The 25,957-nt window shown below is 46.2% G+C and carries 27 protein-coding genes and 1 tRNA gene; 7 read left to right on the forward strand and 21 right to left on the reverse strand.

All coding sequences use genetic code 11. The features are described 5' to 3' along the window. Positions 1-17: 17 nt before the first annotated feature. The 6 genes from tpiA to pckA all read right to left on the reverse strand — a co-directional run bounded on the left by tpiA (position 18) and on the right by pckA (position 5,963). On the reverse strand, positions 18-785 hold the full coding sequence (gene tpiA, locus IEX60_RS20325; protein WP_188753248.1) for a triose-phosphate isomerase: 768 nt from the start codon (positions 783-785) through the stop codon (positions 18-20). Positions 786-810: 25 nt separating this feature from the next. Beyond that, entirely contained in the window at positions 811-2,013 is a 1,203-nt protein-coding gene (locus IEX60_RS20330; RefSeq protein WP_188753249.1) for a putative sugar nucleotidyl transferase, read from the reverse strand. Between the two features lie 77 nt (positions 2,014-2,090). After that, complete coding sequence (locus IEX60_RS20335) at positions 2,091-2,339, reverse strand: type B 50S ribosomal protein L31 (protein WP_188753250.1); 249 nt, start codon at positions 2,337-2,339, stop codon at positions 2,091-2,093. 76 nt (positions 2,340-2,415) lie between these two features. Next, positions 2,416-3,060, reverse strand: a complete 645-nt coding sequence (locus IEX60_RS20340) for a carbohydrate-binding family 9-like protein (protein WP_188753251.1) — start codon at positions 3,058-3,060, stop codon at positions 2,416-2,418. A 4-nt stretch (positions 3,061-3,064) separates the two neighbouring features. Then, on the reverse strand, positions 3,065-4,243 hold the full coding sequence (locus tag IEX60_RS20345) for a phosphotransferase enzyme family protein (RefSeq protein WP_229717673.1): 1,179 nt from the start codon (positions 4,241-4,243) through the stop codon (positions 3,065-3,067). A 103-nt stretch (positions 4,244-4,346) separates the two neighbouring features. Further along, complete coding sequence (gene pckA, locus IEX60_RS20350; protein WP_188753252.1) at positions 4,347-5,963, reverse strand: phosphoenolpyruvate carboxykinase (ATP); 1,617 nt, start codon at positions 5,961-5,963, stop codon at positions 4,347-4,349. Between the two features lie 268 nt (positions 5,964-6,231). Between pckA and IEX60_RS20355 the strand changes: the two genes are divergently transcribed. After that, the gene (locus IEX60_RS20355) at positions 6,232-7,080 is read left to right on the forward strand and encodes an MBL fold metallo-hydrolase (protein WP_188753253.1); all 849 of its coding nucleotides are present in this window, start codon (positions 6,232-6,234) and stop codon (positions 7,078-7,080) included. A gap of 55 nt (positions 7,081-7,135) precedes the next feature. On the opposite strand, the gene IEX60_RS20360 is transcribed toward IEX60_RS20355, so the two are convergent. The 3 genes from IEX60_RS20360 to IEX60_RS20370 all read right to left on the reverse strand — a co-directional run bounded on the left by IEX60_RS20360 (position 7,136) and on the right by IEX60_RS20370 (position 10,523). After that, a complete protein-coding gene (locus IEX60_RS20360; protein ID WP_188753254.1) occupies positions 7,136-9,406 on the reverse strand; it encodes an aconitate hydratase in 2,271 nt (756 codons plus the stop codon). Between the two features lie 160 nt (positions 9,407-9,566). Continuing rightward, positions 9,567-10,247 carry a ribulose-phosphate 3-epimerase gene (gene rpe, locus IEX60_RS20365; protein ID WP_188753255.1) on the reverse strand — a complete coding sequence of 227 codons (681 nt, stop codon included), beginning with the start codon at positions 10,245-10,247 and terminating at the stop codon, positions 9,567-9,569. 63 nt (positions 10,248-10,310) lie between these two features. Continuing rightward, complete coding sequence (locus IEX60_RS20370; RefSeq protein WP_188753256.1) at positions 10,311-10,523, reverse strand: hypothetical protein; 213 nt, start codon at positions 10,521-10,523, stop codon at positions 10,311-10,313. Positions 10,524-10,708: 185 nt separating this feature from the next. Between IEX60_RS20370 and IEX60_RS20375 the strand changes: the two genes are divergently transcribed. The 3 genes from IEX60_RS20375 to IEX60_RS20385 all read left to right on the forward strand — a co-directional run bounded on the left by IEX60_RS20375 (position 10,709) and on the right by IEX60_RS20385 (position 13,679). Further along, positions 10,709-12,850 (forward strand): HD family phosphohydrolase, encoded by a 2,142-nt coding sequence (locus tag IEX60_RS20375; RefSeq protein ID WP_229717674.1) that lies wholly within the window; start codon positions 10,709-10,711, stop codon positions 12,848-12,850. Positions 12,851-12,931: 81 nt separating this feature from the next. Further along, positions 12,932-13,018: transfer RNA gene (locus IEX60_RS20380), tRNA-Ser, on the forward strand. Between the two features lie 256 nt (positions 13,019-13,274). After that, positions 13,275-13,679, forward strand: a complete 405-nt coding sequence (locus tag IEX60_RS20385; RefSeq protein WP_188753257.1) for a cupin domain-containing protein — start codon at positions 13,275-13,277, stop codon at positions 13,677-13,679. 39 nt (positions 13,680-13,718) lie between these two features. Here IEX60_RS20385 and IEX60_RS20390 read toward each other — a convergent pair whose 3' ends face one another. Both IEX60_RS20390 and IEX60_RS20395 read right to left on the reverse strand, forming a co-directional pair. Further along, a complete protein-coding gene (locus tag IEX60_RS20390) occupies positions 13,719-14,069 on the reverse strand; it encodes a response regulator (protein ID WP_188753258.1) in 351 nt (116 codons plus the stop codon). Positions 14,070-14,072: 3 nt separating this feature from the next. Then, positions 14,073-16,160, reverse strand: a complete 2,088-nt coding sequence (locus IEX60_RS20395) for an ATP-binding protein (protein ID WP_188753259.1) — start codon at positions 16,158-16,160, stop codon at positions 14,073-14,075. 209 nt (positions 16,161-16,369) lie between these two features. On the opposite strand from IEX60_RS20395, the gene IEX60_RS20400 reads away from it, so the two are divergent. After that, on the forward strand, positions 16,370-16,729 hold the full coding sequence (locus IEX60_RS20400) for a response regulator (RefSeq protein ID WP_188753260.1): 360 nt from the start codon (positions 16,370-16,372) through the stop codon (positions 16,727-16,729). Between the two features lie 13 nt (positions 16,730-16,742). On the opposite strand, the gene IEX60_RS20405 is transcribed toward IEX60_RS20400, so the two are convergent. The 5 genes from IEX60_RS20405 to IEX60_RS20420 all read right to left on the reverse strand — a co-directional run bounded on the left by IEX60_RS20405 (position 16,743) and on the right by IEX60_RS20420 (position 20,111). Further along, positions 16,743-17,801 carry an NAD(P)-dependent alcohol dehydrogenase gene (locus IEX60_RS20405; RefSeq protein WP_188753261.1) on the reverse strand — a complete coding sequence of 353 codons (1,059 nt, stop codon included), beginning with the start codon at positions 17,799-17,801 and terminating at the stop codon, positions 16,743-16,745. Between the two features lie 149 nt (positions 17,802-17,950). After that, a complete protein-coding gene (locus IEX60_RS20410) occupies positions 17,951-19,003 on the reverse strand; it encodes an alpha/beta hydrolase (protein ID WP_188753262.1) in 1,053 nt (350 codons plus the stop codon). A gap of 58 nt (positions 19,004-19,061) precedes the next feature. Continuing rightward, positions 19,062-19,313, reverse strand: coding sequence for a cyclophilin-like fold protein (locus tag IEX60_RS20415; RefSeq protein WP_229717675.1), 252 nt, complete (start codon positions 19,311-19,313; stop codon positions 19,062-19,064). Further along, complete coding sequence (locus IEX60_RS24885; RefSeq protein WP_229717676.1) at positions 19,291-19,539, reverse strand: hypothetical protein; 249 nt, start codon at positions 19,537-19,539, stop codon at positions 19,291-19,293. Before IEX60_RS24885 ends, IEX60_RS20415 begins: the two co-directional genes overlap by 23 nt. 2 nt (positions 19,540-19,541) lie before the next feature. Then, positions 19,542-20,111 (reverse strand): sugar O-acetyltransferase, encoded by a 570-nt coding sequence (locus tag IEX60_RS20420; RefSeq protein WP_188753263.1) that lies wholly within the window; start codon positions 20,109-20,111, stop codon positions 19,542-19,544. 200 nt (positions 20,112-20,311) lie between these two features. Here IEX60_RS20420 and IEX60_RS20425 point away from each other — a divergent pair, with 200 nt between their 5' ends. After that, the gene (locus IEX60_RS20425) at positions 20,312-21,208 is read left to right on the forward strand and encodes a helix-turn-helix domain-containing protein (protein ID WP_188753264.1); all 897 of its coding nucleotides are present in this window, start codon (positions 20,312-20,314) and stop codon (positions 21,206-21,208) included. Between the two features lie 15 nt (positions 21,209-21,223). On the opposite strand, the gene IEX60_RS20430 is transcribed toward IEX60_RS20425, so the two are convergent. The 4 genes from IEX60_RS20430 to IEX60_RS20445 all read right to left on the reverse strand — a co-directional run bounded on the left by IEX60_RS20430 (position 21,224) and on the right by IEX60_RS20445 (position 24,085). Next, positions 21,224-21,946: a type 1 glutamine amidotransferase gene (locus IEX60_RS20430; protein ID WP_188753265.1), complete on the reverse strand. Its 723-nt coding sequence runs from the start codon at positions 21,944-21,946 to the stop codon at positions 21,224-21,226. Positions 21,947-22,068: 122 nt separating this feature from the next. After that, positions 22,069-22,665 carry a DNA alkylation repair protein gene (locus IEX60_RS20435; protein ID WP_188753266.1) on the reverse strand — a complete coding sequence of 199 codons (597 nt, stop codon included), beginning with the start codon at positions 22,663-22,665 and terminating at the stop codon, positions 22,069-22,071. A 155-nt stretch (positions 22,666-22,820) separates the two neighbouring features. After that, on the reverse strand, positions 22,821-23,189 hold the full coding sequence (locus tag IEX60_RS20440; RefSeq protein WP_188753267.1) for a VOC family protein: 369 nt from the start codon (positions 23,187-23,189) through the stop codon (positions 22,821-22,823). A 74-nt stretch (positions 23,190-23,263) separates the two neighbouring features. Beyond that, positions 23,264-24,085, reverse strand: a complete 822-nt coding sequence (locus tag IEX60_RS20445) for an AraC family transcriptional regulator (RefSeq protein WP_188753268.1) — start codon at positions 24,083-24,085, stop codon at positions 23,264-23,266. A 220-nt stretch (positions 24,086-24,305) separates the two neighbouring features. On the opposite strand from IEX60_RS20445, the gene IEX60_RS25205 reads away from it, so the two are divergent. Continuing rightward, positions 24,306-24,611: a GNAT family N-acetyltransferase gene (locus IEX60_RS25205; protein ID WP_353196483.1), complete on the forward strand. Its 306-nt coding sequence runs from the start codon at positions 24,306-24,308 to the stop codon at positions 24,609-24,611. 96 nt (positions 24,612-24,707) lie between these two features. Here the strand turns inward: IEX60_RS25205 and IEX60_RS20455 are convergent, their stop codons facing one another. Continuing rightward, complete coding sequence (locus IEX60_RS20455; RefSeq protein ID WP_188753269.1) at positions 24,708-25,949, reverse strand: efflux RND transporter periplasmic adaptor subunit; 1,242 nt, start codon at positions 25,947-25,949, stop codon at positions 24,708-24,710. Positions 25,950-25,957 lie beyond the last annotated feature (8 nt).

Genomic DNA, 25,957 nt, shown 5'->3' on the forward strand with positions numbered 1-25,957 from the left:
CAGATTATAATTGAAAATCAGTGATTAAAAACTTTAACGATGTCGATAAAATCACGCGATTTCAAAGAAGCACCGCCGATGAGTCCGCCATCAATATCCGGCTGCGAGAAAAGATCCGGTGCATTTTTAGGATTGCAGCTTCCACCGTACAGTATGGTTGTACGTTCCGCCAAATCTTCAGTATACTGTTCTGCTACCGCATTACGGATGAACGCATGCACCTCCTGCGCCTGTTCAGGAGAAGCTGTGAGTCCGGTTCCGATTGCCCAAACGGGTTCATAGGCCAATACTACCTGCTGAAAAGAGTCGTTGGAAAGATGAAAAATTCCCTTTTTCAATTGCTCGCCAATGACTTCAAAATACCGGTCTGACTCTCTTTCTTCCCGTGTTTCCCCGATACAGAAAATGGGAATCAATTCATGTTTCAATGCCGCATCCACCTTTTTACCGAGCACATAATCGTCTTCACCGAAATAGGCCCGACGCTCCGAATGCCCCAGGATAACGTAAGCTGCTCCGGTAGACTTCACCTGTGCGGCCGAAATTTCACCGGTATAGGCCCCCGCTTCTTCAAAGTAGATGTTCTGTGCTCCCACAGCCACTTGAGACGCTCCTTTAGCCAATTGCGCAATGCTGTGTAAATGGATAAAGGGACTGCAAACCACAACTTGCTGATGGCCCATTACCTCATCTTTGGCCATGTTTACAATTTCCGAAAAAAGACTCACTCCCTGTTGATAGTCGAGGTTCATTTTCCAGTTTCCAGCTACAATTTTGTTTCGCATGATGCTTATTATTCTATGTAAGTAATTAATTAATATAGGTTTGATTCCGGTATTTCCGGGTCAATTCAAACACAGTGGTCAGCAATCTCTTTTCCATTTCAGTAAATTCGAGATTACGCCGCTGGTATACCAACGATGCCGTTTCAAAGAATTTATCCAGCCGGTAGGTGGAAAAACCTTCCGGACTTCCCCACGAAAAATCGGGAATGAATGTCGGTGGCATCTCTCCTCCGAAAAGAGTAGCCCCCACTCCCACCACCGTACCTGTATTCAATGCGGTATTGATGGCACACCGTACATGATCGGCCATAATGGCACCGCAAAACTGCAAACCCGAATCCCGGTAATCCGAATGCTGATAATCGTACAAATGCACAGACTTATAGTTATTCTTCATATTGGAATTGTTGGTATCCGCGCCCCAGTTGCACCACTCTCCCATCACCGCGCTTCCCAAGTAACCATCGTGTCCCTTGGCCGACCTTCCCCATATGACGCATGTATTCAACTCACCCCCTACCCTTGAATAGGGCCCTACCGTCACGTTGCTGTAGATCCTCGCTCCCATCTTTACCTGAGAATGCTCGCCCAGTGCAAATGCCCCTCTGATGTGGCTTCCCTCCCATACTTCACTGTTTCTGCCAAGATAAATGGGGCCCATCGTGCTATTGAAGGTAGCAAATTCCGCCTTTGCTCCCTCTTCGGCAAAAATTTGTTCGCCCAGAAAACGATTGCTGTTGGAAAGCGGTGCAGAGGTCCGCCCTTTGGTAAGCAGATCGAAGTCCAAACCGATTTGTTGGCCGTTATTCAGAAATAGATCTTCCGGATGGTTTATTTCCACCACGTTATGCTCATAGACAACACGCGAAAAGCGCTGAATAGCAGTTGGATTCCAAGGGAACAAATCTCCCGCGTCGCCACGAACCGCGATCATTTCGCTGCCTGACGTCAGTACCTGCCCCCCACGCAATGCATCCACCGCATCGAATAGCCGGCTATCCGGACAGCAATTGCCGCGGATAAGCAATACATCTCCGGATACTTCCCCAAGCGGATACTTTTCTGCCAGGTAATCTTCACTTAAAAATGAATAAGGAGCATTCCACCGTTTTGCCCATTTCTCGGCTATCGTCAATATCCCGACACGCAGATCGGCCACCGGACGCGTCAATGACAACGGATACAGCCCCATCCGCCATTCCGCATTGTCAAATAGAACGATATGCATAGGTCTCCATTTAGAACGGCTAAAATAAAAAAGTCCCGATAAAATATCGGGACTAATATTTTTTATCTGCGTATTCCTTATTTCTTATTGTAACGGTTACGGAATTTATCGATACGGCCTGCGGTATCGACCAATTTCATCTTGCCGGTATAATAAGGGTGGGAAGTGTGCGAAATTTCAAGCTTTACCAAGGGGTATTCATTTCCATCCTCCCATTTGATGGTTTCTTTGCTGTCAATGCATGATTTGGTAATAAAAGCATAATCATTTGACATATCCTTGAAAACCACTAACCTGTAATTCGATGGATGCAAGTCTTTCTTCATTTTATCTACGTGTTACTATTATTCCCTGTTTAAGGGTGCAAAGATAGACTATTACAAATTAATTTCCAATATTATTTTATTGAAATAACAGCTCGCCAAAAAACTGCGGTAAGTGGAAATTCGGCACGGGATGATCAATCCGGTTCCACGATAAAAAGTGCGGAATCGGCAATTCGTCTCCGCATTTGTAAAAATTACCCGTGCATCGCAGGCCAGCAAACGAGGTAAGGGTATGGTAATTAAATATCTCAAATGGAATATTCAACAGTAATTTCCACTCCATCTCCTCCTTTTCGTCGTTTTTTCCGGAGATGCCACCAAGGGTTCTTACCCGTTCAATCAAGTCATTCGGCAATCGCTGACGCGTTTCCTTATCCGCCCCTCCATAGCCGATCAGCCCGGTTCCGGCGCAGTTGAACTCCAGGTTGTAATATTGATGTGCATCGAAAGACAGGAAAAACTCGACGCAACTGTCTTTATAAACCGGGTCATTCGTATTCCGGTAAACGGCTCTTACGTGTTTTTCACGAACCACATAGCATAGCAATAGGCAATCTTTGGCGTATGCCAGTTTAAAGCGTACATTGGGTTTATAGGGAAACGAAGGCCATGACACTTCCTCCAATCCATGATCTGAGACGTTGGCCATTGCCGCCCACAGTTCATCGGGCTCCGATCCATATCCAACCTGACCCAAATAAGGAACAATTAAATGCTTCATACGCTTATTTTTGATACTGACGCACCACGCGATCAATGATCTCCCTCAATTCGGGTTCATGCACCTCAAGCTGTTCTACCAACCTAAGCTGTGCACGGGTACGCTGTAAATTGTGATCCGCGTGATGAACTTTGTAATAATGATCTCCTTCCAAAAAATCGGTAAGGAACCGTACAGCTTGCATATAAGGCAATAGCAGTACACCTTCAATCAGCGAGCTCACCTCCTCCGCTGTCAAAAAGTAATGTGCCTCTTCAAAATATCCCGAAACATAGGCTTCAAACAGTGGGATATTAAGCGTGATCTTACTTAGATCCGCTTCATCTTCGGCAGCACGATTAATAATGGTACGGATTGCATCCCCAAAGTCGTAAGCAACGTATCCAGGCATCACGGTGTCAAGGTCAATGACGCACTGAGCTTTGTCATGCATGTCTAGCAACACATTGTTGAATTTGGTATCGTTATGCGTAATTCGGATGGGCAGAATTCCGTCCGCAGCCAAATCCAATATGGTATGCATGCGCCTTTCCCGGCACTTAATAGCGGCCAATTCCGCAGACGCCTGTGCAACACGATTTACAGGGTCCGCCGCTACCGCGTGATTAAGCTTGTCCAATCGCTTCCCGATGTGGTGAAAATCAGGAAGCACTTCATGGATATTCCCAACATCCAAATCCGACAGCAGCCGTTGGAACTGCCCGAATGCCCGTCCACCTTCGCGGGCCTGCTGGGGAGTTTCAACAATGTCATAACTCCTTGTATCCGCCAGCAGGATCAGCATCCGCCAGAAATTGCCTGCATCATCCACCAGGTAAGGATCATTTTCGCGGGTAGGTATCAGGGTGAGTACCTTTTTTTCAACAGGCACCGTCTGGTCGCCCGCCTGTCTATATTTTTCCTTTAAATGCCGGATCACCAATTGCATGTTCTCCATCACCGCTTTCACGTTTTTGAATACATGGTGGTTTACCCGCTGGAGGAGATAACCATCGGTATTATATCCATCGGTCAGCACACGGTACGTATCATTGATGTGTCCAGACCCAAACGGCGACACGTCGGTGACATTGCCCTCAATGTCAAATCTACTAGCCAATGCGGACACCTGCTCTAAGTTAAAATTACGCATCATGAGCGCAATATGCACATTCGAAAAATAATAACCATATCTTTTCCTCACACAATCGTTTGCGCTATTTTCAGAAAGTGGGAACCCCGGCATTGCATAAAAAAGCCCCCACAGTCTACGACTTATGGGGGCTGGAGCTGCGATTATTAAACAATTAGACTGAGAAAGCAGATTCCAATGTAACGGGCGATGCAGCCAGCACCTCGTCACTCACTTCTTTACCGAATTTTTTAAAATTTTCAATGAAAAGTTTTGCCAGTTGATTTGCCTGGGCGTAATACGCCTGTGCGTCCGGCCATAGCTGTACGGGATCAAGTACGGCATCGGGTACATCCGGGCAGCTCATCGGATACCGGAGTCCAAAGATCGGATGGGTACGGAAAGTAGATTCTTTAAGTATCCCCGTCAATGCAGCGTTGATGATGGAGCGGGTATAGCGCAATTTGATGCGGCGGCCGATGCCATAAGGCCCCGCAATCCATCCGGTGTTAACCAACCACACATCAATCGCTCCCGCAACCAGTTTTTCCCGCAGCAGGTTTGCATAGTACATCGGGTGCAGGGGCAAAAAAGCCTCACCGAAACAGGCGGAAAAAACGGCTTTCGGCTCCCGTATCCCCTCTTCGGTCCCCGCCACTTTGGCCGTGTAGCCAGACATGAAGTGATACATGGCTTGAGCGGTGGAAAGTAATGAAACCGGAGGAATTACACCGAATGCATCGGCGGTAAGAAAGAAAATGTTTTTAGGCGCCCCTCCTCTGCCCAAGATCACACTATCCGGCACATAGTGAATGGGGTAAGCAGCCCGGGTATTTTCCGTTTTGGAAATATCGTTGTAGTTTACCACCCGCGTGCCCGGGAAAAAACCGACGTTCTCAATCAGTGCGCCGAAACGGATAGCACGGAAAATCTGGGGTTCTTTGCTTTCGTCAAGCCCCACGCATTTGGCATAGCATCCACCCTCCAAATTAAAAATACCTTTGGTATCCCAACCGTGCTCGTCATCTCCAATCAGCATCCGGTCTTTATCCGCTGAAAGTGTGGTTTTACCCGTACCCGAAAGGCCAAAGAAAAGTGCGGTATGGCCGTTAACATCCGTATTCGCGGAACAATGCATGGATAGTATGCCCTTCTGAAGGGGTAATATGTAATTCAATACTGAAAAAATACTCTTCTTAATTTCACCTGTATAGCCCGTTCCCCCCACCAAAATAATTTTCCGCTTAAAATTAATGATGACGAAATTCGCGTGATGCAGTCCCAATGACTCCGGCTGCAAACAAGCGTAACCAGGTGCCGCCAGAATAGACCATTCCGGGGTTGTCGCTGGATCGGGAGTTTCGGGCCGGATAAACAGATTATGTACAAAAATATTTTGGTACGCCGTCTCTGTAACTGTACGGATGCCGATCCGGTGTTCCGTATCAGCTCCTGCGAAACCATCGCGTACAAAAATCTCCCGGTCATTAAAATACGTGCCTATCTCCTCAAACAAGTATTCAAACGAACTCTCGGCAATCGGTTGGTTAACATTCCCCCACCATACCGAGTCTTCCGTCACCTCGTCGCGTACAATGTATCGGTCATACGGGGTCCGTCCTGTAAAACGGCCCGTATCAGCGGCCAGTGCACCCGTTTCCGACAGATTTCCTTCGCCGTTGACGATGGCGTGTTCAACCAATTCAGCCACGCTGGTTTGATAGTGTACCTTATCTTTATTTTTAATGAAAAGGTAAGTTAGGTCAGGAATCGCCATTTTTAGAGCATTCATAGCACTTTTTTAAGTATTTTGTTAAACAAGTGCAGCAAATGTATGGATTAAAAAATCCTAAAATAAATCAAAAATTACTGAAAATCAGTTGATTGTATAAAATACACTAAGTCAACAAACTGTGACCCAGAATCGTTTATCGTTTTAGCGAAAAAACGAAAAAAAAAGAATCAATTTTTTAATGCAAACGTTTACTTCACTAACCGTGGATTTTCAAACTTTGTCAGCTTTTATTACCTTTAGCAGTTGCCAATAAACACGTTAACGTATGAACTTATATACAATTGATACCGGATTTTTCAAACTTGACGGTGGCGCCATGTTTGGCGTAGTACCCAAATCCATCTGGCAGAAAACCAATCCTGCAGACGAGCGGAATATGTGCACATGGGCTACACGCCTGCTGTTGATCGAAGAGGGGAAACGGCTGATACTGGTTGATACGGGAATAGGCAATAAACAGGGCGAAAAGTTTTTCAGCCATTATTACCGGCACGGCGACGCAACACTTGATAGTTCACTGGCGGCCCACGGTTTTCACCGCGATGATGTTACAGATGTCTTTCTCACCCATCTTCATTTTGATCACGTCGGCGGTGCGATTGTCCGCGAAAACGAGCAGCTTGTACCTGCATTTAAAAATGCCACCTTTTGGAGCAACAAGCAGCACTGGGACTGGGCGTTATTCCCGAACCACCGTGAAAAACCTTCATTCCTTCAGGAAAACATCATCCCGATTTACGAAAGCGGTCAACTCAGTTTTGTAGAAGCTGAAGATGGCATCAGCTTTTCAGAGCACATTAAAATCCGATTCACCTATGGACATACGGATGCCATGATGCTGCCTCAAATCAACTACAAAGGCAGAACCTTATTGTATATGGCCGATCTTCTCCCTTCTGCAGGGCACATTCCTCTACCTTATGTGATGAGCTATGATGTACGCCCGCTCACGACCATGGAAGAACGGAAGGACTATTGGCAGGAGGCGGTAGACCATGACTACGCACTATTCCTTGAGCATGATCCGGTAAACGAATGCTGTACGATACAGCTTACGGAAAAGGGTTACCGCCTAAAAGACACCTTTTCACTCAGCGAATGGCTACAGGCATAAAAAAGCCACCGCGGAATACCGCGGCGGCTTTCGTTTAGTTTAGTTAGTATGCCGGTTATGCCGAAGCTTGCCCCTGACGGATGATGTTCAAGGCCCCGCCTGCCCTAAACCAACCGATCTGCTGGTCATTATAACTGTGATTGGCTTCGATCCGCTCTTCCGAACCATCCGCGTGGTGAAGCACCAGTGTAAGCGGTTTTCCGGGTGCAAATTCCGTCAATCCGATGATATCAATGGTATCATCTTCCTCAATTTTATCGTAGTCTTCCTTGTTTACAAAGGTGAGCGCCAACATTCCCTGCTTCTTCAGGTTGGTTTCATGGATACGGGCAAATGACTTTACCAATACTGCACGTACCCCCAAATGACGGGGTTCCATGGCTGCATGTTCCCGTGATGAACCTTCACCATAATTTTCATCCCCCACTACAATGGATCCGATCCCAGCCGCTTTGTAGTCACGCTGCGTAGCCGGCACCGGACCGTATTCGTTCGTCAGTTGGTTTTTCACCGAATCTGTTTTGTCATTAAAGAAATTGACGGCTCCGATCAGCAGATTGTTGGAAATATTATCCAAGTGCCCGCGATATTTAAGCCAGGGCCCCGCCATCGAGATATGGTCTGTTGTACACTTGCCCTTTGCTTTGATGAGCAATTTCAATCCGTTGATATCGGTACCTTCCCATGCAGGAAACGGGTCAAGCAGCTGTAGACGATCAGAGGTAGGTGAAACAGCCACCACTACGTTGCTGCCATCTTCCGCCGGCGCCTGGTAGCCTGGATCTTCCACATCAAACCCTTTTTGGGGAAGTTCATCTCCAGCGGGAGGATCCAGTTTTACAGACTCACCTTTACTATTCACCAAAGTATCCGTAATCGGATTAAACGACAAGTCTCCGGAAATTGCTATCGCGGCAACCAGTTCGGGCGATGCCACAAACGCATAGGTGTTGGGGTTGCCGTCGGCCCGTTTCGCAAAGTTCCGGTTAAACGAATGGACGATGGTATTCTTCTCAGCTCTTTCAGCACCTACACGGGCCCACATACCGATACAGGGGCCGCAGGCATTCGTGAAAATCGTAGCGTCCAAATCCGTAAACGTATCCAACAAACCATCCCGTTCTGCCGTATAGCGCACCTGTTCAGAGCCGGGATTGATGCCAAACTCAGCCTTTGTTACCAAACCTTTCTCCACAGCCTGTCTGGCCACGGACGCCGCACGTGATAGATCTTCGTACGAAGAATTGGTGCAGGATCCGATCAACCCCCATTCGACTTTCAGTGGCCATCCATTCTTTTCTGCCTCTTCTTTCATCTTGGAAACCGGAGTTGCCAAATCGGGTGTAAATGGCCCGTTCAGATGCGGTTCCAATTCAGAAAGATTTATTTCAATCACCTGATCAAAGTATTGTTCCGGATTTGCATATACTTCAGGGTCGGCTGTCAGGTGCTCTTTGATTGCATTAGCCGCATCCGCCACGTCAGCGCGATTGGTTGCCCGTAGGTAACGTTCCATCGACTCATCGTAACCAAATGTCGAGGTCGTTGCTCCGATTTCAGCCCCCATGTTGCAGATCGTACCTTTTCCGGTACAGGACATGGCTTTGGCACCTTCACCAAAATATTCAACAATGCAACCGGTTCCCCCTTTTACCGTAAGGATACCCGCTACTTTCAGGATAACATCCTTCGGGGCTGTCCAACCGTTGAGTTTGCCGGTTAACTTAATTCCGATCAATTTCGGGAATTTTAGCTCCCAGGGTAGCCCTGCCATGACATCACAGGCATCTGCACCGCCCACCCCAATGGCCAGCATTCCAAGCCCGCCGGCATTCACGGTATGCGAATCGGTCCCGATCATCATCCCGCCCGGGAATGCATAATTTTCCAATACAACCTGGTGGATAATGCCCGCTCCGGGCTTCCAAAAGCCAATTCCGTATTTATTGGATACAGAAGCCAAAAAATCAAAAACTTCCCGGCTCTCCGTGGTCGCCACCGCCAAGTCCTTTTCCGCACCTTCCTTCGCCCGGATCAAGTGATCGCAGTGCACGGTAGACGGAACCGCTACGCGCGCTCTTCCGGCCTGCATAAATTGCAGCAGCGCCATCTGCGCCGTCGCATCCTGCATGGCCACACGGTCAGGTGCAAAATCAACATAGGAAACACCACGTTCATAACCTTGCGTTGCATTTCCGTCCCACAGGTGGGTGTATAAAATCTTTTCGGTCAGTGTCAAAGGCCTATCCGCCACTTTGCGGGCCGCTGCGATGCGTTCCGCATATTGGGCGTAGACCTTTTTAATCATGTCGATATCAAATGCCATTTATCAAAAGAATGTTATCGTGTAAGAAGAAACGACAGGTGACAAGATGTCGCTGCTTTTTCAAAACTTCGCGAAGTTACAAAAAAAACAAGTGATAACGAGGAATGGTAACCCGTCCGTTCAATTTGGAAATATTCTAAACAATCAATGCGATCGGTAATCAGACCGAAATCAAATCAGGGGTGATCCGTTTCAATTCTGCAATGGCATGAATGGGATTTTTTGCAGAAAAGATTGAATTTCCCGCCACCAATATATCCGCTCCCGCTTTCAGCAATGCTAACGCATTACGGCTGCTTATGCCACCATCCACCTCAATAAGCACCTGTTCGTTTCTGTCTGCTGCGAGTGCCTTAAGCTCCCGTATTTTCCGGTAGGTACTTTCGATAAAATTCTGACCGCCAAATCCAGGATTGACAGACATGATCAGCACCAGATCGACATCTTCAATAATTTCGTACAAGTGTGAAACGGGTGTGCTCGGGTTAATAGCCACCCCCGCGGTACATCCCAATTCCTTGATGGCATGCACCGTGCGGTTGAGATGGGTACATGCTTCCAAATGGACCGTAATGTTATCCGCTCCGGCTTCCCTGAATTGCTTGATATACTTATCGGGTTCTACGATCATCAGGTGTACATCCAGCGGTTTCCGCGCATAATGCGCTATGGACGCCATAACCGGAAATCCAAAAGAAATATTGGGCACGAAAACCCCATCCATGATATCGACATGAAACCAATCCGCCTCGCTCTGGTTAACCATGACAATATCGTCATGCAAATGAGCAAAATCTGCGGAAAGAACAGAAGGAGCAACGAGGTGTCTGCGCTTGGACATGGTTCTTTTTCGGCAAAGATAATGAATTACTATCGATTCTTTGCCAAACAGACCATACCGGTCTTATTTATCGGCAAGAAAATCGAAACGGTCGCCCAATTCAGGCGAATGGTTATCGGCCGGATCTAGTTCGCCTAGGTATCCAATATCGTGGTGCAAGTTGCCACTCAGCAACCTATTCAACCATTTCCGCACAAGCGGATATTCGAATTCTGACTTATCCAGTGTGATTAAATAAGCATGGTCCGTAATTTCGATGCTTGATTTTGTTGTCATGTTCTCATGTAATTTAACCGCCGGAAAATTACGTGTCAAATAAGAATCCCACATTAACGTTGGTTTACCATACTGTTAAAACAGCCTGGCTGCGGAAATCCCCGCTGCACATAAAAAACACCTTCCGCTCTTTACGCACGAACCGTTTCGGCATTTTTTTTTACTTTTGGGATAAAATAGCGGATGTGGCAAGATTAAAGATCAAATATAAAGCAACTGACACGGGAGGAAGGTATTCACTCATTCCCAAGTATGGGATGATATTAGCCAGCATCATACTGATTACTGTATTTCTGCCCAAACAGCCCCGTTTCCGGTACGAGTTTGAGAAGGGCAAAGTCTGGATGCATGAGGATCTGATATCACCTTACAATTTTGCCGTACTGAAAACCCAGGCTGAACTTGAAAAAGACCGGGAAAATGTACTGAAATCCGTATACCCTATTTATGATAACAACACGCAGATCGGTGAGCAGCAACTCGCCCAGTTTGAAACAGACCTTCCTGAAAAATGGCAGACCGGCGGACTGGATACGTTGGGAGAAAACCTGAGTACGTATGAACAGGTAGGTAAACAACTGCTCACCAGCGTCTATAAAAAAGGCGTTATTGCACTGAACAACAAATTCCAAGGCGAACACACCCATTACAATTTCACCTTGCTAACCGACAATGTAGCGAAACAACTGAACACGGCAACCGTGTTCACACGGGAAGCTGCCCTTGAATATATTAAGAAAACCATCGACAATCGGTCGGCCATTAAACAAAAAGATTGGTTCACTGAGCTATTGGGAGATTACATCCGCGTAAATTACCTGTTCAACGAATCGTTGACGGCACGGTTGGAGGAAGATGCCCTGGCCACCATTTCCACCACCCGGGGCATGGTGCAACGGGGCGAACTCATTGTGGCAAATGGTACCACAATCAATAATGAAACGTACCAAAAAATCGAATCGTTACGCAAAGCTTATGAAGAGGAAGCGCGGATTGGTGGAAACCGTATGCTGGTTATGCTCGGCCAGTTTTTCATTGTTGCACTAGTCGTCACTCTTCTTTTTGTATTTATTTTCCTGTTCCGCAAGGACATCTATTACAACAACCGGCTGATTTTCCTCATCCTAATTGTCATTACCGGCATGTTAGCGGTATTATCGTGGGCCATCAAAATCAATCTTCCCAGCCTATATTACATTCCCTATTGCATTGTTCCGGTCATCATACGGATTCTTTTCGACACACGGTTGGCACTTAACATCCACTTATTGATGGTTTTGTTGGCTGCTTTTTTTGTACCCAACAGTTTCGAATTTATATTCCTGCAGTTTTCTACCGGTATGGTGGCAATTTATAGTATCAAAACATTGGTAAAGCGGGAGCAGTTCTTGATCTCTTCGGCCATTATTTTAGGCACTTATCTGATTGCCTTCATTGGCATGGGATTGATGCGTGATGGGTCTTTCAATAACCTGTACTGGTCCGATATTGCACCGTTCGTATTCAGCGTGCTCCTTACCCTTTTGGCTTATCCGCTTATCTATGCGTTTGAACGGTTGTTTGGCATTATCTCAGACGTAACCCTGATGGAACTGACCAACAGCAATTCCAAGTTGCTGCGTGAGCTGTCTTACAAAGCACCGGGTACCTTCCAGCACTCCATGCAGGTAGCTAACCTTGCAGAGGCGGCCATTTATCAAATCGGTGGCAATACCTTGCTGGTTCGGGCAGGTGCCTTGTATCACGACATTGGCAAAATGGCAAACCCGCAATATTTTATTGAAAACCAAACAAAAGGATATAACCCACATGATGGCCTTTCTTTTGAGCAAAGTGCTCAGATTATCATCTCACACGTAGCAAAAGGCATAGAATTGGCCAAAAAAAACCAGTTGCCGGATGTAATCATCGACTTTATACGCACACATCATGGCACCACCCGTGTGGACTATTTTTACCAATCCTACATTAAATCGTTTCCTGAAAAGTTTGTGGACGAAGATATATTCCATTACCCCGGCCCAATTCCCTTCTCGCGGGAAACTGCCGTGCTGATGATGGCCGACTCGGTAGAAGCGGCTTCGCGTAGCTTGAAAGAGCCCACTGCGCAAGGCCTTAATGATCTGGTAGACAAAATCATCGAATCCAAATTAAGCCAAAAGCAACTTATCAACAGCAACATTACCCTGAAAGACATTACGCAGGTCAGTGAGATTTTCAAAGACATGCTGAAAAGCATTTACCACGTGCGCATTGACTACGATGCCAACAAAAAGGTTGCGGTAAGTCAAAAATCTGATACGGAGCCTACCCAGCATGCAGGTTAGTAACTCAAGAGAAAAATTGCTTTTTTTGCGATTCAAGTTTTTCAAATTCGTTTTTTTGTAGTACGTTTGCAGGCGCAAAACGGTGAGGTGCCTGAGAGGCCGAAAGGAACAGTTTGCTAAACTGTCGTACTGGAAACGGTACCGAGGGTTCGAATCCCTCCCTCACCGCCGCCCAAAATGAAGCCCGGCTATACCGGGTTTTTCTGTTTAACAGACAAGCCAAGCAAGCTTGAGCGAAGTCCGTTAAGCAGGAAAACCGTGAGCAGAGCGAATGGCTTGCGATTGCGTTGAAGTCCCTCGTCAAAGATGGCTGTGACGCAAACCCAACCTGCCTTACGTTTGTTACACTAATGGATGCGCGGCCGCCAACACATAGAGCCTGGAGCGTGAAAACACCCACATACCCAATAAAAACAACATGAATATGGAAGAGAAAATGAATGAATCGACCCCACAACGCCCGGAGGGCGAGCGGACTGTAAATGCGCCTCTGGTAACCATCGATCTGCCCCGGTTTATGGAGCAGATCAAAAAGGAACCCGCCTGGCTAAACGGCCCGCGGAATGCAATTACGGTATTTAAGTCGGAGCACCTGCGGCTTGTACTGATCGCGCTACACAGTGGCGCAGAACTACCAACGCATACGGCAGACGGTACGATCAGCGTACAGGTGTTGGAAGGCACCATCCGCTTCGGAACGGCCATGGAATCCGTGCAGCTTGGAAAGGGTCAAATGGTCACACTGCACGAAAAGATTCCGCACAGTGTGTTAGCACTGGAGGAAAGCCTGTTCCTTCTGACGCTTACCCCCACCCCCAAAGCACAATAAAGCACGGGGCCATCAGCCAATAGCTTAATTGAATGGAATCTATGCGCTCACATCCATTACTGTCTTTAGCAGAACATGGATGGAAAACGGCTTTTCCAAAACGACTGTTGCACCGATTGGTGCCGCAAGGGCTTTGATATCCGGATCGGCAGAAACGATAATGACGGGGATATTCCTCGTCTGCGGATCTGCTTTCAGGATACGACATAAATCCAGCCCGCTGATGCCTGGCAGCTGTTTGTCTAGCACGTACACATGGGGATATGTACGTTCACCCAGCAGTTTTTCCGCGCTTTCAAAAATGCGGACAGCAAATTCCGGACCCCTGAATACGAGCCCAGCAATGTCCTGCAGGCTTTCATCGTCTTCAACAAAAAAAACAGTCGTCATAAATTATTGTCTTTCGGTATATACTGGTAATTCAAAATAAAAAGTGGATCCCTCATCCGGTATGCTTTCCACAGCCATCTGCCCCTGATGCCTGCTGATGATCTCCCGGCAGATATATAGACCGAGCCCGATTCCCGAAGTACCTCCGGCAGATGCATCATTAACCCGGTAGAAACGATCGAATATTTTTTCCTGTGCCTCTTTCGGTATGCCCACCCCGAAATCCCGAATACTGACCCGCACCCAGCCGCCCCGACTTTCAGCCCGGACAATCACGTCCCCTCCTTTCGGCGCGTATTTGATAGCGTTCGATATCAGATTATCCATCACCTGCCCCATACGTTCCACATCGGCCATGACCGACGGGAGCTTCTCTCCAATAAACGTAATACGGTGCCTGGATGTAGTTAACTGCCCCTGCCGCACGTGTTCCTCCAGCAACCCGTTCAAGTCAATGGGTTCCAGTTGCAATGTCAATTGGTTGCCCGCTATCCGACTGGTATTCAGCAAGGAATAAATAAGTTTGATCAATCGGTCTATCTGTGCATTCATCTTCGTCAAGAGCTGTGTGAAGGTAGGCGGCACCGATGATTGATCAATCATCGCCGCCAGAATCTGACCATACGCCTTGATACTAGTAATCGGCGTCTTCAACTCATGGCTGGCGATGCCAATAAATTCGTCCTTCTGCCGTTCCAACTCTTTTTGCCGGGTGATGTCTATGGAGACAATGGCTGCAGCATCCACCTCACCTTTATTATTAAAAATGGGCGAAACATGATTATTCACCCATATTATGGCGCCCTCTTTCCGGACGAAGCGTTTTTCAATCTCATAAGCCCTACCTTCAGATACCAATCCATGGAAAGCGGCCGCATTGCGTTCATGATCTTCCGGATAAACAATGCGGTTAACATGCATTGCCAACAACTCGGCACCCTCATAACCAAGCATGCGGCAGAACTGATCGTTGGTAAACAGCATATTTCCCTCAAGACCGATTTTCAGGATACCCGCGATACTCTGATTGACGATAGCCCGATAATTTTCTTCCGACTCGCGCAGAGCTTCCGCAGCCCGGGCTTGTTCCACGGCTATCCAGGTACGCTCGGCTGTCTCCCGCGCCAGTTCAATTTCTTCCTTCCGCCATTTCCTCGGCTCGCAGCACGTTATACATAATATACCACACGGACTATCGTCCTTGATAATAGGAATATCTACAAAAGATATCGCCTGCGTCTGGAGACACAGCTGCCTCAACCCGTCGTCCAATAATTCCGTAGTATGCGCATCGAAAACGACAAACGGATGCCCTGCATTGATCACCGTTGATAGTATCGGAAAGTCACTAAGCGGATATACATTGGCTACCGAGGGCAAATCGGCTCGGAACGCGTCTCTGCGGATAATGGCATTTCCTTCTTCTATTTCACAGTAGTAACAACGATCTGCCCCCAAATGCTTCATGGCAAGGTGGGTCACTACATCCTGTACCTGGATTGGGTCGGATAGAGACCGCAATGCGTCGTTTAAACGGAGCAGATAGGCTTGAAGTTCTTCCTGCCTCTTACGCTCAGTGATGTCTTTGAATAAAATCGCCACCTGCCTGTCCATTGGATCGCCGACACGGAATGCATAGATGTCGTAGAACCTCCCCAAGGCATTAGCCCAATGCTCAAGACGCTGCGATTTGCCGGTCAATGCGATCCGCCCGAGCATTTCAAACCAGTATTGCTCGTGCTCAGGGGCAATCTCGCGCATCGTCCGTCCGAGCGGATTTTCAATACCGGTCTGTGCTTCAAAGACACCATTGACTTTCAGAAAGCGGTAATCGATCGATTGGTCAGCGTTGTCAAACAGAACTTCAACGGTACAAAAGCCTTCGTCTAGCGAATCAAATAACAGATTGTGCTGTGCTTCCGACTGGTACAAGAGCCGCTGTTGCTGTCTGATCGTTTCTTCGGCCTGGCGCAAATCCAACAAACAGGATTCGAGGCTTACGGGCAGTCCGTCGGTCCCTTCATTCCGATTGGCAGATTCATTTCCTGTTCCTTTGTTTCCCATAGACTGGCTAACACCTGTTGAACTCATTTAACTTATAGACGGCAACAGTTTCCGGAGCAATAAGTTTAGAATTATATGTATCAACAAGATTGGTGAAACAATTGGCACCCTAACTTGTTAGCACCTTAAGAAACCCTTAATAAATATTATCGGGATTTACGCATAAAACACGTTCATTGTTTTCGGTTGAGTTGAAAATCACATGTGCGGAACTGCTCCATACCCGTGCATAAGTGATGAAAAAAAAGATTCTATACGTCGAAGACGATGGAGACATGCTCGAAGTCGTCAGTGAATTCATGAAGTTTGAGGATTATGAAGTCGTTACTGACAACGGCAAATCTACCTGGGAAAAGTTGCAACAGCATGCCGTCGGACTGATTTTATTGGACGAGAACCTGAATTGGGGCTGGGGAAGCGATCTCTGCATGCTTTTGAAAGCTGATCAAAAAACGGCGCACATACCGGTAGTATTGATTTCAGCGCTATCGAATATCGATGAAATCGCGACAGCATGCGGTGCGGATGGTTACATCCGTAAACCCTTCGACATCTATGACGTTATCGACACTGTAAGCCAGTACTATCTCCATTAATTAACCTCCGTATTTATTCGTTTTTAAGCGAAGCCATATCGATCACAAAGCGATACTTCACATCGCCTTTCAGCAAGCGCTCGTAAGCGGCGTTTATATCCTGCATGTTGATCAGTTCAATGTCGGATACGATGTTATGCTTTCCGCAGAAGTCCAGCATCTCCTGTGTTTCGGCGATGCTTCCTATTGTAGATCCTGCAAAATTCCGGCGCGCCGGGATGAGGCTGAACGCAGCGATGGGAAGCGGATGTTCCGGCGCACCCACAAGGGCTAATGTTCCATCCACTTTCAGCAGGCTCAGGTAGGCGTTGACGTCATGCTGAGCAGACACGCAATCCAACACGAAATGCAGGGTATTGGCATTGGCTCTCATCTGTTCCTCGTCGGTCGACAAGATAACTTCGTCAGCCCCCAACCGTTGGGCATCCCCTACCTTCGATGGTGAGGTAGTAATAACGACCACGTGGGCACCCATCGCTTTTGCCAATTTCACACCCATATGTCCCAATCCACCGATGCCTACGATGCCGACTTTCATTCCAGGACCAACGTTCCAATGCTTCAATGGCGACCACGTGGTTACACCCGCACACAGCAACGGAGCTGTTGCGGCCAAATCCAGGTTATCCGGCACACGTAACACAAAATCCTGGTCTACTACGATGCGTTCCGAATATCCACCGAATGTTTGCTTGTTCAGGTATTTTTCGTGACCATTATAGGTTTGTACATTGCCGTTTTCACAGTATTGTTCACTGCCTTTTTTGCATTGTTCACACTCGCGGCAACTGTCAACCATGCAGCCCACGGCAGCTAAATCGCCCACCTTGAACTTGGTTACCCCCTTTCCAATTTTTGTAATGCGCCCTACAATTTCGTGGCCGGGCACATTCGGATAAATCGTGCCGTGCCATTCATTGCGGGCCGTATGCAGGTCGGAGTGGCAAACGCCACAATATAAAATATCAATTTCGACATCGGTTGCCGTCACTTCGCGGCGTTCGATGCTTACTTGCTTCAAATCTGCTTCCGGTGCTTCTGTTCCGAAAGCCTTCACTGAAAATGTATTCATGCTCAAATCGTTTGATCCTGTTATAAAAATAGAATTTATGTTCAACTATACGTGTATTCGCAAAACTTTACCACATATCCAAGCCCATCCGAAGAACCCGTAATGAATATCTTTGCCATTCTTTTAAACCCGCCTATTTTTTCTGTATACTATTTCAGGTTATCGTTGAAAAATGTTTCTAACTTATCAAAAGGAATGACATCGATTTTGTCGTACAGGTCCACGTGTACGGCACCGGGGATAATTACCAACTCTTTCGGCTCAGCAGCCGCTTGGTAGGCATCCTCACTGAAATAACGGGAATGGGCATTTTCTCCCGCAATCAAAAGCATTGGTCTTGGCGAGATCTCGTCGATGTAAGTCAGGATCGGCATGTTCATAAAGGACAGCGGATTGGTGATCGTCCACGATCCGTTTGAGTTTATCGAGCGTGGGTGAAAGCCACGCTCCGTTTTGTAATAGTCAACGTAATCCTTTACAAATTGGGGTTCGTTGCCCTCGATTTTTTCGGGCAATCCTTTTGGGCCCAATTCCGGTGTACCGTTCTCCGCATCTTTCCAACGTTGCCCGCCCAATTGTTCCAATATTTGGATGCGCTGTTCGGGGGTTGTGGCATCGAAATATCCTTTTGCATTCACACGCGACATATCATACATACTGGTGGTGGCTACCGCTTTCACCCGCTTGTCCACTGCGGTAGCGTTCAGTGCGAAACCGGCCCAACCACAAATCCCGATGATGCCTATTCTGTTCCGGTCGACATGCTCGTGTATACCCAGAAAATCCACGGCCGCACTGAAATCTTCCGTGTTGATATCAGGCGATGCCACGTGACGGGGTTCGCCGCTGCTCTCTCCTGTATAGGACGGATCAAAGGTCAACGCGGCGAAGCCACGCTCCGCCATTTGGTTGGCATACAATCCGGAAGACTGTTTCTTTACCGCTCCGAAAGGTCCACTGATGGCAAGAGCAGGCAAGACCCCGTCGCCGTGATTTTTCGGAAGGTACAGATCGCCTGTCAGCGTAATGCCGTAACGGTTTGTGAAGGTTACTTTTTCGCGGGTAACCTTTTCACTCAACTGAAACGTATAGTGTTCTGTGCTTGCTGTATGGTCCATTTTAGTTGAATTTTGGTTCGCTGAATTTTGTGCACCGGCCTGTCCCGAAAGCACAATGGATGCGATTGCTATAATCTTTTTCATCTCGATTTTTTTATTTTAATTGTTCAAACGTAACGATGACATCTCCTGTACTCATCATTTACTCCGCTACCAACTCAAACGTTACGGTAATTGAGCCATTGACCGTAAAGGCTTCTATGCCGCTCGTGATTTTGCCCAGTGAAATCAATCCTCTTGAGTAGCCGAAATCCTTATAGAACAAAGCGACATTTCCCCAGGGCGCATACCAGGTGATATCGCCAACGGATGGATCAAAACCCGCGGGCGCATGTTGGGTGGAAAGTTTCCGGGATGGATAAAATATCTTTTCAGTGTTTGAATAGTCGTCCATTTTTACGGTAAGCGGCAGTAAGGCCACGAAATCCCTGCTGGTAGGAATTGTCATATAAAACAGCCGTGGCTGTCTTATCTCCGATGGTCAATTTCAGTTTCATATCTTTTTTATGTGTAATGGTGTCGTTCGGTATTCCTTCCTTGACCGTATCGTCTGATGGCGTACATGCGAAGCCCTGCAAAGAGGCAAAAACGAACACCAGGATGTGAATCAGCTTTTTCATAATTATTGTTCAATATTTTTAATCATCTTAGCGGGGATGCCGCCCACGATTGTATTAGCGGGAATGTCTTTTGAAACCACCGCACCTGCGGCAACGACCGTATTTTCACCAATCGTCACACCCGGTAATATCATAGCACCGGCTCCGATCCATGCATTCTTTTTGATGTGGATAGGACCTACCCTAAGCGCGTGCCTGTCTTCGGGTGAAACGGGATGACCCTCCGACAATAAGCTGACCCGGGGAGCCAACATTACGTCATCTTCGATGGTAATGCCTCCCAAGTCCAGGAAAACACAGTCAAAGTTGATGAATACGTTTTTGCCAATTTTGGTATGTTTCCCATAATTGATATGCAAGGGCGTAAATACCGCGACGCTTTCGTCGATTTTGCTATCCGTAATTTGGCTCAACAGGTTTCTGATTTCTGCAGGGTCAGCAGCATTGTTCATCTGCACAAGCAACTTTTTCGTGGCATACGAAGCTTCCCTCAATTTATACGCCTGCGGATCTACAGACGGAATGGTTTCTCCGTTTCTTAGTCGTTCAAAAATATCGGTAATATTGTTCATTCTTGTTTAGTTGGCAAGCCAATTAATGATTTTAAAAACGAGGTATTCCCTACCCCAATTCATACGCCACAAATTTCGTAAGTATCTCTGTATGAATATTTATACAGAATACAGATTTATTTACCACTTTTACTGATTTTGCGGTCGTCTTTTCATGCAAGGATTAGGTTTGCTAAATTTGCATTGTAAAAGCTGATGTCATGGAACAATTTGACCGAATAGATACCGTAAAGAATTATAATGATTATGCAGGAGTTGATACGCTGCACCCGTTGGTCAGTGTGGTCAATTTCAGCACACTTCCTTTTGTGCGCAATTTCAGGCGGTACATGGGAATTTACGCCGTATTCCTGAAAGACACCAAATGCGGAGATATAACCTACGGAAACCAGCCTTATGATTATGAGGACGGGACACTGGTTTTTGTATCTCCCGGTCAAGTGTACGGAATTGACAACCACAGTGTAAACGAAAATCCCTCGGGATACGGCCTGCTGTTCCATTCCGATTTGATTGCCGGAACGCAACTGGCAAAAACCATTAAGGATTATTCATTCTTCTCATATGAGGTAAACGAAGCTTTGCACCTGTCTAAAAAGGAACGGAAAACCATTGTGGAATGCCTCGTGAAGATTTCTTCCGAAATCGAGCAGAACATTGACAAACACAGCAAAACACTGATTGTATCCAATATCGAGCTGCTGCTCAATTACTGCATGCGGTTTTACGACCGCCAGTTTATCACACGCACCCATGTCAACAAAGATGTGTTGACGAAGTTTGAAAACCTACTGAACGATTACTTCAAATCTGATAAGGCACAGCGAATGGGCTTGCCCAGCGTAACCTGGTGTGCAACGCAATTGCACCTTTCACCCAATTACTTCGGCGACCTGATCAAAAAGGAAACCGGCAATACGGCGTTGGATTATATCCAGTCCAAACTAATCGAGGAAGCAAAAATAGGGCTGTTCGACTCGGCCAAATCCATCAATGAAATTGCCAACCAGTTAGGGTTCAAATACCAACAGCATTTCACCCGTCTATTCAAGCAGCGGATGGGGATGACGCCCAATGAATATCGAAGTTTGAATTAAAATACGGGGTGTCATTCATTGACAACATAAATATTCAGTTGCAAGTTTATCAAGGAACTGAAACAGCATTTCATTCATCTCCCTGAAATCGTGATTCCGGATTTCATCGGGTTTCTGTACATACCGATGTATCGTGTTGTTGGTTAAAAAATCTAATTCCTCTGCAATAAGCAAGGCTACCACTTCGGGTGTAAACTCCATATGGCACTGAAAACCATAGACCAGGTTACTGTATGCTACGATCTGTCTTGGACAACCTATGCTTGTCGCCAAAACCTTGCTTTGCGGGGTAAGTCCCGGCATATCGTTGTGCCAATGTCCGACAGGTAAGCTTGAACCGAAATGATTTATTTTTTTGTCCATTAAGCCATCCTCTGTAAGCCGTATAGGGAAAACGCCGATTTCTTTTTCCGGACTGTGTTCAAAATTTGCCCCAAATGCTTCACCGATGAGTTGTGAGCCCAAACAAACTCCCACAACGGCTTTGTTTGCATGTATTGCTTTCTGTATTAAGGCTATTTCAGCTTTCGCGTCAAAATGAGGGCAATCTTCTTTTGTGGTATGAGGACTTTGTGGTCCACCCATTACAATCAGCAAATCAATGTTGTCTACCGTTTCAGGCAACGGTTGATTTTCATACACTTTTGAAAATATACTGTTATGCTTTCTTTCCCTTGCCCATTCCAAATAAGCACCGGGTGCTTCAAAAATTTCGTGTTGTATAAAATGAATATTCACTTCTCTCTATTTTTATTCTTCCTGTAATATACAACCGCCAACTCAAATCCAAACGGTTTGTAAAACACTACCCCGTATTTTTACATGGATTTACAGTGCCACAACATATGGAGCATTCAGCATCACTTCTCGATAAGCTTTTTTACAAATTTGATTTTAGGGTTCGTTGTATTCCAACCCGATGTCTCGCGATCAACTAACTCCCTGTTCTTTTTTCGAATGTCTCTCAACGAATTCCCAACGGATTTTCTCAAATATTCACTTTCATCTTCCTTATGTTCACCGATTAGATTTATGGCAACTGTTGGATTTTCTTTAAAATAAGGGCGACTGGTCCAGATTCGTAATCCTTCGATAACCGCTCTTTTTACATTGGGATTTTTATTTGACAGCCATTTTTTGATAGTAGGCAGGCTTTTTTCGTAGCCTATTGTTTTACAATAGTAATCAAACGCTTTCGCCAACATCTCCTGAACCCGCCAATTCTGATCCGCTGCAACCGTTGTTTCAAGAAGTTTGAAGGCTGCTGGATTTTTAATCGAAAGCTGTCCTAAAAGATAAGTGCCCAACATTCGCATCTGGTAACTTTGGTCCGACAGAAAGCCTTTGGCCAGATCAAAATGATTTTCTGCTTTGTCGCCCAACATACTATCGCCCACTTCAATAATATGCTTAAATCCGTGTTCGACTTTCTTTATGCGGTCAATAAGTTGTTTCATGTTGGCGACGATGGGGCTACTTTTCCACCAAACCTCCGGGTTGACAACGCTTTTGTCATTAATCGTGTATAAAATTAAAAAAAATCTTCTGATTTACTTGGCTGTGGAATCACCGGTGGTATAACGCTTGCCGACAATAGTCTGCTTTGCAACCTTTAATGAGTTGAATGCAGCCCCAATTTATTTCCTTCTGTATCAACAAAAAGTGCAAACCATCCCATTTCAGGGCTAATTTCAGTTTTAGGTTGGATTATTTGTCCGCCATTTTCCTCTACTTTGTCAAGCATGGGTTGCAAATCATTTCCTGCATTCAGATAAACGACGGCTCCATCGGTTGTCGGTTTGTAGTCATCGCCTTTTACTAAAACGACATGTACGGTTTCGTCATCACCTGGCAAAACACCCATTTGCGTTCCGTCCATCTCAACTACTTCGATACTGACCTTTAAAATGGTTTGGTAAAACCCTACTGCTCTTGCGAAGTCAGTCGTCGGAATTTCTACGATTGAAATTAAATTACCCATAATCTTATACTTTTTTATGTTGTGGGATAAAATTAGAATGTTTGAAATTTCCGAAATAGTAAAAATGCGACACCTTAGTCTTCTGTATAAAAAAGCGAGGATAGAGCCATTTGCGCGTCTGTCAAAAATTCCTTAGGTGTCGTGCCGGTAAATTCTTTGAAGTCTTTGATAAAATGGTTTTGGTCGTAATATTCGCTTTGGTAAGCAATTCGTGTTAAAGTTTCGTCTTTTTTATGCAGCAACAGCTTTAAAGCGGTTTGCAGTCGGATAACTTTGCCCAACTGTTTAGGACTAATCCCGATTTGCTTTAAAAATTTTCTTTCAAGCTGCCTGCGTTTTGATAGGTCTTCTTTGAGAATTGAATGGATTGTAGCACTTCCACCGGTTGAAAAGAGTGTGTCCATTGTTGATTGTACAATGTTGTCAATTGTAGATTTTTCATTGAGTTTGTTCAAAAAAAACGTTTCGATTATCCCTATCCGCTGTTGTATATCCGTTGCATTGATGATCCTTTGCTCCAATTCATTTGCGGTTACTTCTCCAAAAAGCTGAGCAATAGGCGTTTCTTTGTTTACCAAGTTCCTGATTGGCGTACTTATAAAGTTTGCAAAACCATAAGGGTAAAAACGGACGGCAAAAGTATTGACATAACCCATTGGCTGAATATAAAAAGGTTCCATTGTCTGTCCGAGTACCATTGAACGAGGTTGTAAAATAAAATCCGTTTCAGAGGTAAACCGTTTGATGTCATCTCCGAGAATAAAAGCCATTTCAATACAGCCATCAGGGATTATTCTCTGTCTTTCTGAACTATATTCGGGAGGTACTTCTAAAGTCCAATAGCATTTAATCACCGAACTCAGGTCTTTTTTGGGCGGATATGTCTGATAATTCACTGTCGGCTTGTGTTTGTTGTCTAAAGTGATGAACAGCGTACAAATTTACACGGATATCTCTACTTTTGTTGCATATTAAGAAAATCGAACTGTCAGTCACTTATGTGATTTTTTAATATGCCTAAATTACACAAACAATTTGTTTTTTCTACTTCGTTGTGGGATAGCCGGTGGTATAACGTTCACCCACAATCTTCACTGCCGAAAGGTCCTCTAAATAGTGGGAACTTACATCATTAAACCCAATCAGATTGATTTAGGCAGCCACATAGCCAATTGCAGTTACATGGTAAACCCGAAATATCATGGCCGGGGAACGGGCAAACTGCTTTGCGAGCATTCCATCTCTTTTGCCAAAGAAAAAAGATTTCTTGGAATCCAATTCAACATTGTAGTGAGTACAAACGAGGCCGCCGTAAGCCTTTGGAAAAAATTAGGGTTTGAAATAATCGGCAAAACCCCAAAAGGATTTAGACACAAAGAGCTTGGTTTTGTGGACACCTATATAATGTTCAGGCCGTTGTAAAACAAAAGGTTACCACACAACAATGCAGAAAGAGGTTTTGCCGAAATTGTTGATTCCGGCAAACCCCTGCACATGATTCTGGATGCAGCCCGATCTTTAATGATTATGTCCGTCCGTATTGTTCAGTTTGGCATTGATGAAAAAGGCTCCCTTCACTGCAATTTTTGTCCCAGCGGGTAATTCCATGACCGGTGTGATGGCCGTATAACCCAGGCTGGTTTCCCCTTTGGCCACCGCTATCCTTTCGAAATTTATGCTGCCTTCCTCTTCATCCCCGTGGCTGCGCACATTCCCATCTTCTTCCGGTTCTTTATCCGTAACGACGAAGATGTAATAGTTACCGTCTGCCTCCACAATGGCGTCATTCGGTACGGCCAAGGTCGCCACATCTTCATGACGGATCTGGCCATTGATGTCCATACCGTCAATCAAACCAGTCTTGTCGCCTTTGATGGTACAATGCACCGGTACGGATTTTCCCTCACCCTCGAAAGCAGCTCCGATGCTGAACACCTCCGCCTCATAGAGGCGACCGGGGTTATTGGTCAACGAAAAATTTACAGTCTGCCCAATCCTGACAGATGGAAGATCTTTTTCAAACACATTCAAATCCGCATGGATATCGGCATTGTTAACGATCTCCGCTACGGGCGAGGAAACATCCACATAACTGCCCACCTTGGCAAATACGTTGCTTACCGTGCCTTCAATGGGACTTTTTACCGGAAGAGATGCCTGCAGGTTGCCCTTGTTCAGACCGGCGGGATCGAGTCCCATCAGTTGCAGTTGCTGTTTCAGGGATGCCCGTCGGGTCTGTAATGCATTGAGCTCCGCCTCGGCATTCTGAAGATTCCGTAGTGCACCTGCATTTCCCGCGTTCAGTTCCTGCTGCCGTTTCTGCTCCTGCGAGGCAAAGGTGATCCGGCTTTCCAGGGTCAGGTATTCTTCCTGAAGCTGGACGAACTTCGGGTCGGCGATTGTTGCGATCACCTGCCCCTTTTTGACCACACTGCCCACCTGTACCAACAGGCGCTGGATGCCCCCCCCATAGAGCGAGGTGGCGTTGGCTTTGCTGAAATTGGGTACTTCGAGCCTCCCTACCACTGTGATGGAAGCATCGATCTTCCGGCGCTCGATCGCTCCGATCTGTACGCCGACTGCCTTGAGCTGCTCCGCATTGAGCACCGCGATCGTTGCCCCACCTTCCTCGTGGCCCTCTTCGCCATGTTCCCCGGATGCACCGTGGCCATCCCCATCATCCGCTGAATGACCACCCCCGCAGGCAAGAAAAAACAGCAAGCCTGCCAAGGCTACTCCTGCTAAAATAATCCGTTTCATTATCTTCT

It is taken from the genome of Parapedobacter defluvii, from assembly GCF_014642075.1.
In the GTDB taxonomy this organism is placed as follows: domain Bacteria; phylum Bacteroidota; class Bacteroidia; order Sphingobacteriales; family Sphingobacteriaceae; genus Parapedobacter; species Parapedobacter defluvii.